This window comes from Phocaeicola sp. RTP21198st1_B8_RTP21198_201120, from assembly GCF_040929485.1.
In the GTDB taxonomy this organism is placed as follows: domain Bacteria; phylum Bacteroidota; class Bacteroidia; order Bacteroidales; family Bacteroidaceae; genus Phocaeicola; species Phocaeicola dorei.
The window spans coordinates 18,045-36,075 of record NZ_JBCOCI010000052.1 but is presented as its reverse complement, the minus strand read 5'-3'; the positions used below and the strand labels follow the sequence as shown (position 1 = coordinate 36,075).

Genomic DNA, 18,031 nt, shown 5'->3' with positions numbered 1-18,031 from the left:
GAGTAACGGATATAAAATTCTTTCTTTTCAGACTTACAAAGCTGTATGCTTAATCCCCCAGGTTTATCGGGTGAGCCTCTTTTTTGAGGTATTAGCGGACGGTTTGAAATAGATTATCAACTGTTTAACACCTGATAGGATGAAACAAATTAAAGCGCACATCGCCGTATCTCTTGACGGACATACCGCCACACCGGATTATGAACTGGACTGGCTACCCCGTGAAATAAAAAATATCGTCAGTAAACAATACTTGGAAGCGGATTGCCTGCTTATGGGGGCGAACACCTACAATTACATCTTTGAACACTGGGGCGGGTGGCCGCACAAAAGCAAGCGGTCTTTTGTGGTGTCACACTACGACACCAATGTTACGCCGGACTGCGGCGTGGAGTTCCTGACCGAAGAACCGCTGCAAAGGGTCTATGAACTGAAACAGGAAACCGATATATTAGTGGTGGGCGGTGGCAGGTTGCTTACTTCGCTGATAAAAGCCGGACTGTTGGATAGCCTGACTATCTACACCGTCCCCGTCATGGTGGGCAAGGGCATCGGTTTCATCGGGGAAACATTAGGCTTGGAATGGAAACTGTCGGAAAGCGGGGTACTGGACGGCGGGATTGTTCGCTCCACCTACCTGTTTGACGGGCATTTGTAAAAAATGCGCCCGGTTTCCCTCCGGGCGCAACCACTAAAATTTCAATTATCATAAGTGGCAAAACCTATCACAATGAAATTTCAGCGGTAAAGATAGGCTATTTCTTCGGTTTTCCTTTCTTTCCGGGAAATGAAAAGGCGACATTGAACTGTTCGTCCAGCACCAGCGAAGCATCGAAAGCCTTGCCGTTCTTGCCCTTGAAGCCCTTGATTAGCCCGGTCTTGCGTTTCGTCACCAGCTCGACAATCTGTTTGTCGGAAAGCTGCTTGTCGCACTTGTTGCGGAATATGGTAAGCGTACAGTCCACGTTGGAACACTTCGCCACTTTCGGGTAGAACAGGATGCGCCCGTTATTGCATTTGGGGCAGGGACAGGTTTCACTGCCTGCAACAGATAATTGTACCGAAAGCAGTTCCGCCGTGATTTGGGCGGCGTACACCTCGATACCCTTTCGGAACGTGTCGGCATCCATGTTTCCCGCTTCTATCTTGGAAAGGGCGGTTTCCCACATACCCGTCATTTCGACATCGGCAATCTTCTTGTCCTTGACAATCCTGTAAACGGCAAGCCCCTTGTCGGTGGGTACAAGGTTCTTCTTATCACGCACGATGTATTGGCGGGTGAACAGCGTTTCGATAATCGCCGCACGGGTGGCGGGTGTACCTATCCCGGCATCTTTCAAGCTGGCTTTCAGTTCGGCATCTTCCAGTTCCTTGCCTGCGTTTTCCATTGCGGCAAGCAGGCTGCTTTCCGTGTGCGGCGGTTTCGGCTTGGTCTGTTTCTCCAACAGTTCCACGTTGGAAATAGGCAGGTTTTCGCCCTTTTGGAGTGGCGGCAGGCTGGCGGTTTCTTCATCCTCTCCCGTTTCCTGCTCGCTGAATACGGCACGCCACCCGGCTTCTTTCATCACCGACCCTTTCACCGTGAAGTCGGTATCTCCGGCAGACAGCACAGCGGTGGTTACGTCTTTCACGCACCTGCCCGAAAAGGCTTCCAGCATACGCCCGGCTACCAGTTCGTAAACCGCCCGTTCGTCTTTGGAGAGTTCACCGGGCAGGTTTTCAGTCACGATTAAGGCGTGGTGGTCGGTCACTTTGCCGTCATTCACGCTGCGGCGGTTCAGCGTTACGCCGTTCAACCCGGCGGTATACCCGGCAAAGCGGGGGTACTGCCCCAGCAGGGCGACACGTTCCGGCATTTCATCGAAAACGTCCTCCGGGATATAGCGGCTCCCGGTTCGGGGGTATGACATCACTTTCTTTTCGTACAGGCTTTGCGCTATGGAAAGGGTCTTGTCCGCCGAAAAGTTCAGTTTCGTGTTCGCTTCCTTTTGTAGCGTGGTAAGGTCATACAAAAGGGGCGGTTCTTGGCTGGTTTCTTTCCTTTCAACGGACTTCACCGCAAGCTGCCCGGCATCCTTTACCCGTTGCAGGGCGGCTATGGCTTCGGGCTGCTGCTCCCACTTGGCGGTAGATTGGGCGGTGAAACTGATTCTACCGCTGGCGGTATCGGCTTTGAGTTGCCAAAACTTGGTCGGGACAAAGTTCTTGTTTTCCAAATAGCGGCTGCATATCATCACGAGCGTGGGTGTCTGCACCCTACCCAGTGAGAACACGCCCTGCCCGGCTGCCACGCTCAACGCTTGGGTGGCGTTTATCCCTATCAGCCAGTCGGCTTCGCTGCGGGACTTGGCAGAAAGGTAGAGGTTATCGTAACGCTCTCCCGGCTGCAAGTTGTCCAGCCCCTCACGGATTGCCCTGTCGGTAAGGCTGCTTATCCACAGGCGTACAAAGGGCTTGGTACAGCCTAAATAGTTATAGATGTAGCGGTGTATCAATTCGCCCTCACGTCCGGCATCGGTTGCTACAATAATCTTGTCGCACTGGTCGAATACCTCTTTAATCACTTTCAACTGTTTCAACACACCGGGGTCTGCCTTGTAGCCTTTCTCGGCTTTCACCTGACGGGGGATTAGCTGGAAATCGGGCGGCAGTATGGGCAGGTTCTCCCTGCGGAAGTTCGCCACGCCGTAGGCTTCCGGCATGGCAAGCTGGATTAAGTGGCCGAACGCCCATGTCACCATATACCCGTTGCCGGAAAGATAACCGTCATTCTTCTGTGTCGCTCCGATGATGCGGGCGATGTCTTTTGCCACGCTGGGCTTCTCTGCTATCAATGCAATCATAATTCTTTACTTTTTAAGGGTGGGTACTACATTTTCATTCCTTTGGACTTTTTGGGCTTGTCCGCTTTCAGGCTCTTGTCTTGCGCCTTGTCCTGCTTCTCTTTCTGCTTGGCGGTAGGCTTTTGCTGCCCCTGTTTCAACGGCTCTTTGCCCTGCTTGGTGGCTTCGTTGGTCTTGCCCTCTGTATTGACCGCTACCTGTGTCCGGCTCTCGGCGGCGGGGGTAACGTCTTTCGGCTGCACCTTGTCGGGTGATTTGCCCTGTGCGCCGGACTGCACATGACCGTTGAACTCAACGCCCTGCCCGTCCTTTAGTCCGGCTACCTGCTGCTCTCCCTGCTGCAAGAACTGGACGGCGGCACGGGGCAGGAACTCCAAGCCACGCTCCACTGCGCTGACCTGTAGATAGGCACTGCGCTTCGTGCCGTCCCTGAATTGCAGGTTTTCCATTTTGACCGCTTGCCCGGCTTCAAAGGCGGCTTTCTGTTCCGGGCTGACTTTCACGTTACAGATTGTATCGGGGCATTTCCATTTGTCTGCCCGCATGTATTCCAGTTCGTGCGTGTACCTGTCCCGGCTGACGAACACGGGGATTTGTTCGCCGCTTTTCGGGTCTTTGATTTGTGCGATGCCGCCCAAGTTGCCAGTACCCTGCAAGTTGCCCTGTTCCTGCTTGGTGAAGTCGTGTCCGTTGTACGGGCGTTGCAACAACTTTTCATCCATTTGTACGCCGTGCAGCTTGGGTACTACCGTACCGTCCTTTGCCTGATAGAAAGAGAGCTTGACATCGGTAGGTTTGAGGTAAAAGCCGCCTACCGTCCCCGAAACGGTGTAAGTGTTGCGGGACTTGTAGCCACGCATCACCCGGTCGAAGTCTTTCGTGTTTTTCAGGGTGTCGGCGGTGATGCCGACTTTTTTCAGGTTCTCCCAGTCGATTTTTGCCGGGTCGAAGCGGTAGCCCTGCTTGAACTCGTGGAAGTCGGGCTTCGGCACTCGAAGCATTTCAGCCAGCTTGTCGCCCTCCGGGGTAGGGTTGCGGTGGTTGTCCTCGATTGCCTTTGCGTTCTGCTCCACTTCGGAAGCCTTGACACTGAAAAGTTCCAGCCCGGAAGTGTCCTGAAACTTGCGGAAGAAATTGGAAAGGAAGTTGCTGAGCACATCGCTGTTCTTGTCCACCTGCATGAACTCGCCGCCGTGTGTCGGCGGCACGGTCTGCAAATTGCCGTTCTTGTCGATACCCTTGACGGCACTCACCTTGCCTTGCTGTTTATCCAAGACCAGCAGCACGTCTTTTTCCTGCCCCTCTGCGGGCGGGGTCATTCTGTTTGCCATAAATAATTGAAATTTTAGTGGTTACGGGAATAGTCCCGCCCAAAGATAGCCACTAAATATGCTATATTTGGATAGGTGGAAAGGAGTGTCCGTATTTGTCCTGCGCTGTCCCGATTTGTCCGGGTAGGATGAATTACTGCAATTAATGGTTGCAGAATTGGAAACAGGCATAAAAAAAGAGCAAGTTAATCACTCTCTTTAGATGAGCCATTTGTGAAACGTTTATGAAACGTTTGTGATTTTAGCAAACGCCTTATAATAAGCTGTATATAAAAATAAAAGCTAAAAAACAGCTTATTTTTGGAGCGTTTGTGAAGCGTTTGGCAAACCTTTGATTGAGTTTCCGTTATTCTTCTATTATCAGGTGACACTATAAAAAGAAAACATCTTCGGTAAAATATTTGTTATGTTTTTGCAGGTAATTACATAATATACTATCTTTGCAAATAGAAATAAAGGACATAAATATGGCTTCATTCAGAAAAGAGATACTTGGACAGATTGAACGGATAGATGCCGGGCGTATCTTCACGTTCCGGGATTTGTCATTCGATACGGGAAAGACTGCCAATGTTGCGGTATTGCTCTCCGAGCAGAGCCGAAAAGGGGTATTGGTACGGATTGAAAAAGGGGCGTACTACCGTCCCAAGAAATCAGTGCTGGGACTGGGAAAGCTGCCCGTCTATCAGGATGAACAGTTCCGTTACCTGACGGAAAAACTGAATGGCTATATCACGGGGGCTTACGTCTATAACAAAATGGGGCTGACCGAACAGGTTGCCACTACCATAACGATAGCCACTCCCAACCCAGTACGCCGTTTCCGTTTCAGGAACTTGGATATAGAATGCGTGAAAGCCTACTGCACGGATTACCAGGATGATAGCCTTGTTCCGTACTTGCGGTTGCTCGATGCGATAAAGGACATGAAGCACATACCCGGAACAACCGGGCAGGACATTTACAACCGGCTCAAAAGCCTATATTTCAACGAATACAGCCTGCCGGAACTGGAAAAAATCGTATCTTTGGCGAAAAATTACCCGCCACGTGTCAGAAAGGTGGTTGCAGACATACTGGGCGACATCAGGCAAACCGTATTGCAAACGGAAATGGCAAAGACACTTCTTCCCACGACACGGTTCAACTTGGATTATAAAACGGCATAAGACAAATATATATGGATTTACATTCAGACAAGGAAGCATTCAAGGAAATCATCGCACTGGCGGCTGAACATTTCGGTTACGAACAGTCGCACGTGGAAAAGGATTACTGGGTATCGAAGATACTGCGGGATATTTCCCTGTCCGAATATGCGGATAAGACCTACTTTAAGGGCGGGACTTCGCTTTCCAAAGCATATGGGCTGATAGAACGCTTCTCGGAAGATTTGGACTTGTTCGTGTTCACGGGTGATAAAGGTGCGTCCAAGCAGGCGGAAAAGACATTGAACAAGAAACTTTCCAAATACATAGCTGAACTTAACAGTGACATATACAAGGAAGATTTGTCGGAAACGGGCGGTAATTACCGTAAACTGTATTTCTCGTATGACAATGTATTTCAGGGCGTTGGTCTGAAAGAACATTTGGAAGTAGAAATAAAGTCTTGTGACCTGCCGGACAAAAAACTGATGTTCTACCCGGCGGACAAGCGCATTATCAAACCGATTGTGACAGCCTTTCTTGAAAGCATCGGGCAAAAGGAACTGATAAGCACCTACGGGCTGGAAAGTTTTGAAACGCAGTGCATCAATCCCCGAAAGACTATCTGCGACAAGGTTTCAAGGTTAGTAAAATTATCTTATAATGAGGATGCCGCCGCATTATTGGCAAAGCATATCCGTGACGTTTACGACTTGTCGGCACTCTACCACAATCAGGAATATAACGATTACCTACATTCGGAAGATTTCTTGGATGCCATGTACCGAGTGACGATAGAGGACGGACTAAACAAAAACTCCCGTTCGCACTTGTCGCTGGCTGATGCACCGATATTCAAGGATGCCGAAGCGGTCATGGCATTGCCCGAAGTGGCTACGGCATACACTACCGATTTGAAGAAACTGACCTTTGACAAAAGCAATATGCCGCCGATAGGCAAAGCTGTGGAAGCATTGAAGAACCTGCACGAAATATTGGTGCGTTTTGAAGCCTACCGAATAAAGCAACAAAGCAAAGAATAGCCGTTGATTAATATAAAAATAAACGAAATAATTGTATGATTTTCAAAGAAATAAGAGAACGATTAACTGGTATAAGTTGCCCCGTTTTCGGTATATCTTGGAATCCGTCTGAAACAGAACGTACAAAAGCAATTAAGATTATACGTTTTTTAGAAGACAGAAGAGTATTATATAATCCTTATGAACAAGAATGTCCTGACCATTGTATTCATTCAATAATTGAAATCAGACATTTTTTAACAGATAAGATACAAGATATATCATCAGAAACCAATCTTTATAATTACATAAAAGCAATGCGTATTGCATGTAGGAAGTTCTTAAATCAATATGCTAATGAGAATAATAAGGTGCATTTTTATTTGCACAATTATGATTGTATAAGTAGCTGGAAATTTAATTCTACATTAGGCGAATTAAGAGGTACATTTGGTATTATGTTGGCGCAAATGGCTGTGGCTTATGGGATAGATATTGAGAATGAATTAGCTTCGATATTACCTGAAAAAGATAGCGAGGAATAATGTTCCTCGCCGTTTATTCTTCATCCCTTATCAAATGGCATAGCTCCGGGTCATTCTTGATTCGGGTTATCTCGTCCTCGACAATCTGCCAGACTTCTTGACGGATGCGGTCGTAGTTAGCTTGTATCTCTTCCTGCATCCGGTCGTTGCCGTCCTTGTCGGTGAAGTCGATTATTTGCGGAAGTTTTACGTAACGGGCGGTTTCCCGCTTCACTTTTTCATTGTCCACCACAATTTCACAGTGGAAAATCTTCTGCTCTATCCGTTCATCGAAGTTGTCCGCCACCGCCCCCACGAACATGCCTTGCGTGAGGTTGGATATTTTGCTGGCAGGTATCAGGCTGTCCATTTGGGTGCTTATCGAGGTGGACTTCTCCCGCTGGTTTATCGTCATGCTCTGCCGTTTCTGCAACACCTTTCCGAAACGCTCCGACAGTATTTTTGCCGTTTCACCGACTACCTGACCGCTAAACACGTTACCCACAGTATTTTGGATTACTTTGCTTTCCTTGTCCCCGTAGTCACGGGTAAGCTGGCTGTAATCCTGAAAGCCCAGCAGCACCGCCACTTTATTGCTTCGTGCCGTAGCAATCAAATTATCAAGCCCACGAAAATATATGGTCGGTAGTTCATCTATTATCACCGAACTTTTAAGCTGACCTTTCTTGTTTATCAGCTTCACTATTCTGCTGTTGTATAATCCCAGTGCCGCTGAATAGATGTTCTGACGGTCAGGGTTGTTGCCGACAACCAGTATTTTAGGCTCTTTGGGGTTGTTAATGTCCAATGAAAAATCATCGCCAGTCATTACCCAATAAAGGGCGGGTGAAATCATCCTTGAAAGCGGGATTTTCGCACTGGCAATCTGCCCCTGCAACTGTTCATTAGCTTCAGATTCCCAAGCGTCCACGAACGGGGAAAGATAATTTTCCAGTTCGGGGTAGCTGCGCAAAATCGTGAATACATCGGCGTATTTCTTGTTCAACAGTTCTATGGCATGGGGGAACGTGCAATACTTACCGCCCTGATAAATACGGAGATACCAAATTATAGCCGCCAAAAGAATAATCGGGCTTTCCACGAAAAAGTCGCCCTGTTTGCTTATCCAGCTTCGATTGAGGTTAAGCATAATCGTATAGCTGGCTTCGTAGGCATCCGCAATATCCGACATGAAGCTGGCGTTTATCGGGTTGCATCGGTGGCTCTTGCGGGGGTCGTCAAAATTGATAATGTAAAACTTAGGCTTGACCTTGTAACCGTCCAAGTGGTTAAGTAGTTGATTGTAAGCGATTTCCGACAGGTCGGGAAACTTGTAATCATAACAATAGAGTGCAAAACCTTTCTCGATTTGCTGTTTTATGTAGCTGTTTACCACGGCATACGACTTGCCGCTGCCCGGTGTTCCCAGTACAAGGCTGGCACGGAACGGGTTTACAACATTTATCCAGCCATTATTCCACTTCTTGTTATAATAAAACCGGGTCGGCAGGTTTACGGAATACTCGTTCTCGATAAGCCTTGTTTCCTGCTGAAAACTTTCGTTCTCCATGTTAAAGACATCTTCCATAAGGTTGTTCTTCAAAAGCCGGGACATCCATGTACCCGCCATGAGCATACAGATATATCCCACCGACAGCGTGGCGATATAAAACACCGTACCTGCCGTGTGTGGCAGGGGAAGTTCCAGCAGCCACCAGTTCAGGAAGAACAGCACGACACCCGTCGCAAGGCTGCAATGTATCTTCGTCCACGTTATCTTTTCCTCTTTCACACCCTTAGTACCGATGCACGACAAGGCAAGGAACACCACGGAGAAAAGTTTCGTCCAGAGAACGGACGAGAACAGCCCGGTGGTGCGCTGGAAGTTCCACAGTATCTTGTCTATCACCTCAAAGGTCACTCCCCACTCTTTCAGGGTGGAGTAACAGAACCAGTACACGTTTATTCCCACGAATAGAATACTGATAGCCCGCATAAAGTCCATGACCCTTGCAAGCCCTCTCAAATCATCTTCTTGCTGCATGATTGTAATGTTTTTTAAGTTAGTCGATGCGCCTTGTGCGCTTCTTTTTCTTCTTCTTTCTCTTTTGACTGGTGGTATCTTGTGGCTCGTCACCAGCGGATGAACCGCCGCCCAACAAACCGCCGAAAGCACCCAGCACGGATGCCATACCCGAAACGATGTCGGCTTTCGGTGTGAAGCTCGGCTGTTCCTGATGCGTGGATTGTTCCTGCCGTGGTACTGCCATTTCAGGCTGGTGCATATTTTCTGTTTCCCCCGAAAAGCGTTCGTTGAACACGTTCGCCGAATACTCCTTGCCCAATCGTGAACCGTTCAGCACCACCCGGCTGTCGTGGTCGATGAACGTAACGCCATAGATGCGCCCGCTGTCGTTCTGACGGAATACCACGTCAATGCCCTGTTTCTTTAGCTGCTGTTCCAGTTCCTTGCGGCTACGGGCGGTCTGCATGGTGGCGGCTACAATTTTCCGGGTGCGCTCTTTCAGTTTTCTATCCTTAATCACCTCGCCCGATTTCTCCATTCTGCGCTGCACCGCTTCATAGCCCACCGACTTGCCGATGCGGGATGCCTTTACCGGATTGCCCACCTTTTCGCCCTTGTCGTTCATGGCGGAATAGACAATGCCCTGATAAGGCTTGCCGTTTATCTCTCCCTTGACTTCCTCGGCACATATATTGTAGGAAGCAAGCAAAGCCTTGTACTCCCCGAACGACTGGAAGCGGTAGCCGTAGCAAGCCGCTTTCACGGTATTGCCGATTTGGTGCTTCACGTCCCCGGCGGCATAGTCCACCTTTTTCAGTTCGGGGCGTTCGGCACGTTCCTTCCGCTCTGCCGGGTGCAGCCCGTATTTCTTTTCCAGTTCACGGGTGATTTGCTTGCTGCGCCGATGCTCGAACCTGTCATTCAGCGGTCTGCCGCTCTCGTCCACCCGCAACCCCACGATGTGGATATGGTGGCGGTCGATGTCCTCGTGTTTATAGACCAAATAAGGCTGGTCGCCATAACCCAACTTCCGCATATACTCCCGTGCGATGTCGGAAAGCTGTTGGTCGGTCAGCACGTCTTCCGGGTGCGGGTTTATGGAAATATGAAGTATCGGCTTCTTGGTGGATAGCTGGACGGGCATCTGCATTTCAAAGCTGCGCATACACTCGCTGATAGAGAAATTCCCGTCCTCACTTAACAGCATCCGGTTGGAAAAAAGCACTTTTGCTTCTTCGCTATCCACCTTGTTTTGGTTGTATGCCAGTGCGCCGAACATATTGCCGCCCGTGCTTATTTTGGCAACCATAGTTCCTTACATTCATTGGTTAATGCAATGACTTGGCGGTTCAGCATCGCTAGTTCGGTGGTCGCTTTCTCCAATTTATAGAGAAAAGCCAGTGCCTTTTTCTCCGAAAAGTTGCCGTGCAACGCCTTTACAATTTGGTTGTAATTGACCGCAACCGCCCGGAACTGGGCGTAAAATTCGGTCAGCCGGGCACAGTATTCTACCGCTGACTTGTCCACTTTTACCACCCGGAACGGCTCACCGAACAGCCGTGCGGCGATGAAACGGGACTTGCTCGTAACGCCCGACTGCTCCCACTGCGAGAGGAAGCGGGCGTTCTCCCGGTCGTTCAGGTAAAGGACATGGCGGTGCTTCGCCGGGTCTGCGAGGGCGGGGCGACCGCCCTTGTTGGTTCTTCTTGTTTCCATACTTCTTTGAATTAAAAAATTACGACTTCGGAGTGATTTTTACCCCCGCAAGGGGCAAGGCGTTTTCAGGCACGGAAAACGGTTTTGTAGCATACAAAACACACCTTGCTATTTTCTGACGAAAATCAAAATCCGTCACGGACGGATTGGGGTCAGCGTGAAACGGCAAGCCCGGTTAAGCACCAGCCCGGTTTTACACCTCTGCCCCCTGCGGTTCGTTACTCCGGTGCAAAGTAACGGTGATTTATGATGCTGTAAAATAGGTGGTTGGTGGACAAAATGGGACATCGCGGGACAAATCGGGACACATCTAAAAACGGACGTTTTTTCTCCCTTTATTTGCATCAGATTTCAAGATTGAAAGAAATATTTCAAGCAAGGAAGATTGGCTGAAAGCATGATTTCAAGAAAACATGATTGCAGGATTTCAATCTTTCAAGAAAGAATGAAAGCAAGAAAACAAGATTGAAATAAAACATTCTTTCAATATTTCAAGACGGCAATATTGAAAGAATGAATGAAAGACAGAATGATTGAAAGCAATAAACAAATCTATCAACCAATAATGAAAGAAAGCAATATGGAAAACGAGAAAACACCCCTTTATGTCGCCTTTTCCACCCAAAAGGGCGGGGTCGGCAAAACCACCTTTACCGTGCTGGCGGCGAGTTACCTCTACTACCTCAAAGGTTACGATGTGGCGGTGGTGGATTGCGATTACCCCCAACATTCCATTGCCGGGATGCGCAAGCGAGATGCCGAGCAAGTCGGGGCGGATGAAGATTACAAGCGCATGGCGTATGAACAGTTTACCCGGCTGGGAAAGAAAGCCTACCCGGTGCTGTGCAGTTCGCCCGAAAAGGCGATTGCAACGGCTGACGAATATATAGCCGCCGGACACGTACCGGATATAGTGTTTTTCGACCTACCCGGCACGGTGAACAGCGAGGGTGTTATCAACTCCCTTGCGGGCATGGACTATATCTTCACCCCGATTTCAGCCGATAAAGTGGTGCTGGAAAGCAGCCTGTCGTTTGCGGTGGCTATCCAAAAGTTGCTGGTGAAGAACGAAGCCTGCCGACTTGTCGGGCTGTACCTCTTTTGGAACATGGTGGACGGACGGGAGAAAACAGACCTTTACACCGCCTACGACAAGACCATTAAGGAACTGGAACTGCCGCTAATGAAAACCTTTATCCCCGATACCAAACGCTACAAAAAGGAACTGGTAGCAGATAAAAAGGTGGTGTTCCGCTCCACGCTCTTTCCCGCCAGCCGCCCGCTGGTAAGGGGAAGCAACTTGGAAGAACTGATAACCGAAATAGTGTACTACATCAAATTACAATGATATGGCAAAGCAAAGCGGCGGGATGCCGAAGATAGACGAGGATTTCATGAAAGAACTTATCTCGCAGGGCGTACCCGTCAAGCGGGAGAGCCAGCCGGATGATGCACCGCAGCCCGGCGGCGAAACGGAAACCGCCCACGAGGGACGGCTGACTGAAATGGTGCGGGTGGAGAAAACGACAAACCGCAAGCGCAAGGGCGGTTCTGGTGACTACCGGGAAACCTACTTTCAGAAAGTGGAACTGGCAGACCGACAGCCCTTGTACGTGAGCCGTACCACGCACGAGAAGCTGATGCGTATCGTGACGGTGATAGGCGGGCGCAAGGTGACGGTAAGCAGCTACGTGGAAAACATTCTGCTGCGCCACTTCGAGCAGTACCAAGACGAGATAAACACCCTGTACGAAAGCAACTTTCAAAAGCCTGTCTGACTATGGTAATCTATTGCATACTTACCGGGCTTTTGGTGTACTATATCGCCCTGTGGCTATGGTATCGCTACACGGACAGACGGACATCACCGGGCAGAACGGACGATGCGCCGCTTCCCCCAAATGAGGTTTCAGGCTACACGCTGATAGGCACAAGCCGCTACAAGGGTGGACTAATCGGGACAGCGCAGGACAAATCGGGACACCTCCCGCAAGCGGTTGAAAATGATACTATTTTTGCGCCGCAGGCTGACAGACAGCCGGAAGAAAACATTTCGGAAGCAACACCCGAAGCGGAAGAAACGCTCGGTTACGAGAATAACGAACCCGACTACGAGGACGAGGAAATAGCCGGGTACATGGACGGTGACGATGATACCGGGCGGGCTACGGGCGTGAGCTTTGACGAACTGGGCGAAGCGGTACGCACGGCGAACGCCGACAACCCCACCGAAGCGGAGAAACGGCAAGCAGCCGGAACATTGGCAAGTATTGAGGGGACGAACCTCTACGATGCGGTGGTGGAGAACATCAACGGCGGGCTGGCAAAGGTGGCGGAACTGCTGGGGCGCAACGAAGCGGAACTGGCTACGGCTGCTGTCCCTGCCGGAACTGGCAACATAAGCGAGGAACACGAAGCGTTCGACATGAACGATTTTCTGTAATATAATAATGTGTAACAATATGAAGCAACGTGACTACGGTTGATTGGCAACCTGAAAACCAAACAGACAAACGGGACTATCCCCGACCACTAAAATTTCAAATTATTCACCAGCCGGGAAAGGCGGACTTCCCACCCGCCGCCCGGCATTAAAAACAAATCACAATGAGAAAGAAAATCTTTTTGTCAGCGGCTATCCTTGCCGTTGCGGTAAGTGCCTACGCACAGGGCAATGGGCAGGCGGGCATCACCGAAGCCACGAACCTAATCACCGGGTATTTCGACCCCGGAACAAAACTGGTTTACGCAATCGGGGCGGTCTGCGGCTTGATTGGCGGGGTAAAAGTATATAACAAGTTTTCAAGCGGCGACCCCGACACCTCAAAGACTGCCGCCAGTTGGTTCGGGGCGTGTATCTTCCTGATTGTCGCCGCCACTATCCTGCGGTCGTTCTTCCTCTAAAACGGCGGCTATGTCTGAATATCCGGTAAACAGGGGTATCGGAAAGTCGGTGGAGTTCAAGGGGCTGAAAAGCCAGTACCTTTTCATTTTTGCAGGCGGCTTGCTTGCCGTGTTCGTGGTGTTCATCGTCCTGTTCATGGCAGGCGTGAACCAGTGGCTATGTATCGGTTTCATCGTGTCGGCTTCGCTGCTGCTCGTGTGGCAGACGTTCCGGCTGAATGCCCGATACGGTACACACGGGCTGATGAAAGCTGCCGCCCGCAAAAGACACCCCCGCTTCATTATCAACAGAAAGGCGTTACCCCGATTATTCACCTACAAAAGAAGAAAGGAAGAAAGAACATGAGGAATACGTTAAAGGCTACCACGCTGGAGAGGAAGTTTCCCCTTTTGGCGGTGGAGAACGGCTGCATCATTTCAAAGGATGCCGACATCACGGTGGCTTTCAGGGTGGAACTGCCCGAACTGTTCACCGTCACCAGTGCCGAGTACGAAGCCATACATTCGGCATGGTACAAGGCAATCAAGGTGCTGCCCGACTACTCCATAGTACACAAGCAGGACTTCTTCATCAAGGAGAATTACCAGCCCGACACCGAAAGGGACGAGCTTAGTTTCCTGTCCCGGAGTTTTGAACGGCACTTCAATGAACGCCCGTTCCTGAACCATTACTGCTACCTGTTCCTGACAAAAACGACAAGGGAGAGAAGCCGCCGACAGAGTGACTTCTCCACCCTCTGCCGGGGCAGGATTGTCCCACAGGAGATAGCGGACAGGGAAGCGGCGGCAAAGTTCATCGAGGCGGTCGGACAGTTTGAACGAATTATGAACGACAGCGGGTTTGTCACCCTTACCCGGCTGGCGGCATCGGAAATCACCGGGCAGGACGGAAAGGCGGGCATCATCGAGAAATACTTCTCGCTATCACAGACTGATACCACCTGCCTGAAAGATATCGGACTGTACCCGGAAGAAATGCGTGTCGGGGACGATATACTGTGCCTGCACACGCTTTCGGACGTGGAAGATTTGCCCGGCAAGGTCGGGACAGATACACGGTTTGAAAAGCTGTCCACCGATAGAAGCGATTGCAGGTTAAGTTTTGCCGCCCCGGTGGGCGTACTATTGTCGTGTAACCACGTCTATAACCAGTATATTTTCATAGACGACCACGCCGAGAACCTGAAGAACTTCGAGCAGACCGCCCGGAACATGCAATCACTCTCCCGCTATTCCCGTGCCAACCAAGTGAACAAGGAGTGGATAGACGAGTACCTGAACGAAGCCCACAGCAAGGGGCTTGTATCGGTGCGCTGCCACTGCAACGTCATGGCATGGAGTGACGACCGGGACGAACTCAAACGCATACGCAACGATGTGGGAAGCCAGCTTGCCTTAATGGAGTGCAAGCCACGCCACAACACGGTCGATACGCCCACGCTCTTCTGGGCGGGCATACCCGGTAACGAAGCCGACTTCCCCGCAGAGGAAAGTTTCTACACATTTTTGGGGCAGGCTCTATGCCTGTTCGTGGAAGAAACGAACTACAAGAGTTCGCTTTCGCCGTTCGGTATCAAAATGGTGGACAGGGTAAGCGGTCGCCCGCTGCACATCGACATATCGGATTTGCCCATGAAGAAAGGCATCACCACCAACCGCAACAAGTTTATACTTGGGCCGAGCGGGTCGGGAAAGTCTTTCTTCACCAACCACATGGTGCGCCAGTATTACGAGCAGGGTGCGCACGTGCTATTAGTAGATACGGGTAACAGCTACTTGGGGCTGTCCCAGCTTATCCACAACCGTACACACGGCGAGGACGGGATTTATTTCACCTACACCAACGAAAGCCCGATAGCGTTCAACCCGTTCTATGTCGAGGACGGGGTATTTGACATCGAGAAGAAAGAGAGTATCAAGACCCTTATACTCACCCTGTGGAAGCGGGACGATGAAGCCCCCAAGAGGTCGGAAGAAGTGGCGTTGTCCAATGCGGTAAGTGCCTATATCGAACGGATAGGCAATGACCGTTCGGTAACGCCCTGCTTCAACACGTTCTACGAGTTTGTCCGGGATGATTACCGACAGCGGCTTGCCGAAAAGAACGTCAGGGAAAAGGATTTTGACATCGACAACTTTCTGAACGTGCTTGAACCGTACTATCGTGGCGGTGAATACGACTACCTGCTGAACTCCGACAAGGAGCTGGATTTGTTGCATAAACGCTTCATTGTCTTTGAATTGGACAACATCAAAGACCACAAGATTTTATTCCCGATAACGACTATCATCATCATGGAAGCCTTTATCAACAAGATGCGCAAGTTAAAGGGAATAAGGAAATTAATACTAATTGAGGAAGCGTGGAAAGCGATTGCAAGTGCGAACATGGCGGATTATATAAAATATTTGTACAAGACCGTCAGAAAATATTTCGGGGAAGCGATTGTGGTAACGCAAGAAGTGGAAGATATTATTTCCTCGCCCATAGTGAAAGAGAGCATCATCAACAACTCGGACTGCAAAATCCTGTTAGACCAAAGAAAATATCTGAACAAGTTCGACAGCATACAAAATCTGCTGGGACTGACCGACAAGGAGCGTTCGCAAATATTGTCTATCAACATGGCGAACCACCCCGGACGGAAGTACAAGGAAGTTTTCTTTTCGCTGGGCGGTACGCAGTCAGCGGTGTACGCAACCGAAGTTTCGTTGGAAGAATATTATACATTCACGACAGAGGAAAGCGAGAAAATGGAACTGTTCGCCCTTGCCGACAAGCTGGGCGGCAACCTTGAACTGGCTATCAAGCGGCTTGCGGAAAGCAAACGTAATCCCCAATCATCAACAACTTAAAAATTAGGAACATGAAGAAAATAATCCTCTTTATGGCGGTGTGCATTTGCTTTATCGGCAAGGCATCCGCCCAGTGGGTGGTGTCAGACCCCGGCAACTTGGCACAGGGTATCATTAACACCACCAAGCAGATAGTGCAGACCTCTACCACAGCCAAGAACACGCTGGACGGCTTTATGGAAGCGCAGAAGATTTTCCAGCAGGGTAAAAAATATTACGATGCGCTCAAAGCGGTGCATGACGTGGTTAAGGGCGGTGTCAAGGTGAAGAAGTCCATTGAACTGGTGGCGGAAATATCCGAAATATACGTGCGCAATTTCCAAAACATGCTGGCAGACCCGAATTTCACGCCTGACGAACTTTCCGCAATATCGTTCGGCTATGCCAAACTGATGTCGGAAAGCTCGGACGTGTTGCAGGACTTGAAAAATGTAGTGAACATCACGGGGATGTCGCTGACGGATGCCGAACGGCTGGCAATCATCGACAACGCCTATAAAAGCCTGCTCAACTACCGCAACCTCGTGAACTACTACACCCGCAAGAACATATCCGTGTCCTACCTGCGGGCGAAGAAGAAGAACGACACCGACCGGGTGTTGGCTCTCTACGGCTCGGCGGATGAACGCTATTGGTAACATATAATATGGTATGCCTATGTTATTAGCAGCAGTGGATTTTGACAACCTGCACCAAGTGTTGCGGGTGCTGTACGATGAAATGATGCCCTTGTGCAGCAACATGACAGGGGTAGCGAAAGGTATTGCCGGATTGGGAGCTTTGTTCTATGTAGCCGCCAAAGTGTGGCAGTCGCTCGCACGTGCCGAACCCATAGACGTGTACCCGCTGCTCCGTCCCTTTGCGCTGGGGCTGTGTATCATGTTTTTTCCAACTTTCGTGTTGGGGACTATCAACACGGTATTGTCGCCAGTGGTGAAAGGGTGCAACCAGCTTATGGAAACGCAGACTTTCGACATGAACGAGTACCGGGCGCAGAAAGACCGACTGGAATATGAAGCCCTGATGCGAAGCCCCGAAACGGCTTACCTCGTATCGGACGAGGAATTTGACCGACAACTGGAGGAGCTGGGCTGGTCGCCCTCCGACATGGTGACTATGACGGGTATGTATATGGACAGGGCGGCTTACAACATCAAGAAGTCCGTCCGGGACTGGTTCAGGGAATTGCTGGAAATGCTCTTTCAGGCGGCGGGGCTGATTATAGACACGCTGCGGACGTTCTTCCTGATTGTGTTAAGCATACTGGGTCCGCTGGCGTTTGCGATTTCCGTCTATGACGGTTTCCAAAGCACGCTGACCCAGTGGATTTCACGCTATATCTCCATTTACCTGTGGTTACCCGTGTCTGACTTGTTCAGCAGTGTGCTGGCTCGCATACAAACGCTGATGCTCCAAAAGGACATTCAGGAACTTTCAGACCCGAATTTCATTCCTGACGGGAGCAGCACCGTGTATGTAATCTTTATGATTATCGGCATCGTGGGCTACTTCACCATTCCAACGGTGGCAAGCTGGATTGTGTCGGCTGGCGGTATGTCCGCCTATAACCGCAACGTGTCGAAAGCCGGGTCAGTCGCCGGGGCTGCGGTTGGCGCAGTCGGTGGAAAGGTATCGGGAAAACTACTCAAATAAACAACATC

17 protein-coding genes are annotated in these 18,031 nt (G+C 50.0%); 12 read left to right on the top strand and 5 right to left on the bottom strand.

What is annotated here, in order from left to right:
• Positions 1-139: 139 nt before the first annotated feature.
• A complete protein-coding gene (locus tag AB5935_RS16500; protein WP_008772023.1) occupies positions 140-658 on the top strand; it encodes a dihydrofolate reductase family protein in 519 nt (172 codons plus the stop codon).
• 97 nt (positions 659-755) lie between these two features.
• Here the strand turns inward: AB5935_RS16500 and AB5935_RS16495 are convergent, their stop codons facing one another.
• The gene (locus AB5935_RS16495; RefSeq protein ID WP_038611241.1) at positions 756-2,843 is read right to left on the bottom strand and encodes a type IA DNA topoisomerase; all 2,088 of its coding nucleotides are present in this window, start codon (positions 2,841-2,843) and stop codon (positions 756-758) included.
• A 26-nt stretch (positions 2,844-2,869) separates the two neighbouring features.
• Positions 2,870-4,174 carry a DUF4099 domain-containing protein gene (locus AB5935_RS16490; RefSeq protein ID WP_008772021.1) on the bottom strand — a complete coding sequence of 435 codons (1,305 nt, stop codon included), beginning with the start codon at positions 4,172-4,174 and terminating at the stop codon, positions 2,870-2,872.
• Positions 4,175-4,641: 467 nt separating this feature from the next.
• Between AB5935_RS16490 and AB5935_RS16485 the strand changes: the two genes are divergently transcribed.
• From AB5935_RS16485 to AB5935_RS16475, 3 genes are read left to right on the top strand one after another with little or no spacing between them, the layout of a single operon-like run.
• Entirely contained in the window at positions 4,642-5,343 is a 702-nt protein-coding gene (locus AB5935_RS16485; protein ID WP_038611239.1) for a DUF6088 family protein, read from the top strand.
• An 11-nt stretch (positions 5,344-5,354) separates the two neighbouring features.
• Positions 5,355-6,365, top strand: a complete 1,011-nt coding sequence (locus tag AB5935_RS16480; RefSeq protein ID WP_008772018.1) for a nucleotidyl transferase AbiEii/AbiGii toxin family protein — start codon at positions 5,355-5,357, stop codon at positions 6,363-6,365.
• 35 nt (positions 6,366-6,400) lie between these two features.
• Positions 6,401-6,889: a DUF6650 family protein gene (locus AB5935_RS16475; protein WP_008772017.1), complete on the top strand. Its 489-nt coding sequence runs from the start codon at positions 6,401-6,403 to the stop codon at positions 6,887-6,889.
• A gap of 13 nt (positions 6,890-6,902) precedes the next feature.
• Here the strand turns inward: AB5935_RS16475 and mobC are convergent, their stop codons facing one another.
• Genes mobC through mobA form a run of 3 tightly spaced genes read right to left on the bottom strand, consistent with a single transcriptional unit; the run spans position 6,903 to position 10,610 of the window.
• Complete coding sequence (gene mobC / locus AB5935_RS16470) at positions 6,903-8,912, bottom strand: conjugal transfer protein MobC (protein WP_038611234.1); 2,010 nt, start codon at positions 8,910-8,912, stop codon at positions 6,903-6,905.
• A 19-nt stretch (positions 8,913-8,931) separates the two neighbouring features.
• Positions 8,932-10,203 (bottom strand): conjugal transfer protein MobB, encoded by a 1,272-nt coding sequence (mobB, locus tag AB5935_RS16465; RefSeq protein ID WP_368327490.1) that lies wholly within the window; start codon positions 10,201-10,203, stop codon positions 8,932-8,934.
• Positions 10,188-10,610 (bottom strand): conjugal transfer protein MobA, encoded by a 423-nt coding sequence (gene mobA / locus AB5935_RS16460; protein WP_038611229.1) that lies wholly within the window; start codon positions 10,608-10,610, stop codon positions 10,188-10,190. The genes mobB and mobA overlap by 16 nt, the downstream gene beginning before the upstream one ends.
• Positions 10,611-11,175: 565 nt before the next feature.
• Between mobA and AB5935_RS16455 the strand changes: the two genes are divergently transcribed.
• The 8 genes from AB5935_RS16455 (at position 11,176) to traJ (ending at position 18,023) form a co-directional block, all read left to right on the top strand.
• On the top strand, positions 11,176-11,958 hold the full coding sequence (locus tag AB5935_RS16455) for a ParA family protein (protein ID WP_038612572.1): 783 nt from the start codon (positions 11,176-11,178) through the stop codon (positions 11,956-11,958).
• A gap of 1 nt (position 11,959) precedes the next feature.
• The gene (locus tag AB5935_RS16450) at positions 11,960-12,388 is read left to right on the top strand and encodes a DUF3408 domain-containing protein (RefSeq protein WP_038611226.1); all 429 of its coding nucleotides are present in this window, start codon (positions 11,960-11,962) and stop codon (positions 12,386-12,388) included.
• Positions 12,389-12,390: 2 nt separating this feature from the next.
• Complete coding sequence (locus AB5935_RS16445; protein WP_038611223.1) at positions 12,391-13,053, top strand: hypothetical protein; 663 nt, start codon at positions 12,391-12,393, stop codon at positions 13,051-13,053.
• 164 nt (positions 13,054-13,217) lie between these two features.
• Positions 13,218-13,514, top strand: coding sequence for a DUF4134 domain-containing protein (locus tag AB5935_RS16440; protein WP_038611220.1), 297 nt, complete (start codon positions 13,218-13,220; stop codon positions 13,512-13,514).
• A gap of 10 nt (positions 13,515-13,524) precedes the next feature.
• Positions 13,525-13,860: a DUF4133 domain-containing protein gene (locus AB5935_RS16435; RefSeq protein WP_038611217.1), complete on the top strand. Its 336-nt coding sequence runs from the start codon at positions 13,525-13,527 to the stop codon at positions 13,858-13,860.
• Positions 13,857-16,370, top strand: coding sequence for a TraG family conjugative transposon ATPase (locus tag AB5935_RS16430; protein ID WP_038611214.1), 2,514 nt, complete (start codon positions 13,857-13,859; stop codon positions 16,368-16,370). Before AB5935_RS16435 ends, AB5935_RS16430 begins: the two co-directional genes overlap by 4 nt.
• 11 nt (positions 16,371-16,381) lie before the next feature.
• Positions 16,382-17,008 carry a DUF4141 domain-containing protein gene (locus AB5935_RS16425; protein WP_038611211.1) on the top strand — a complete coding sequence of 209 codons (627 nt, stop codon included), beginning with the start codon at positions 16,382-16,384 and terminating at the stop codon, positions 17,006-17,008.
• Between the two features lie 19 nt (positions 17,009-17,027).
• Positions 17,028-18,023: a conjugative transposon protein TraJ gene (gene traJ / locus AB5935_RS16420; protein WP_120053266.1), complete on the top strand. Its 996-nt coding sequence runs from the start codon at positions 17,028-17,030 to the stop codon at positions 18,021-18,023.
• The last annotated feature ends 8 nt before the right edge of the window (positions 18,024-18,031 follow it).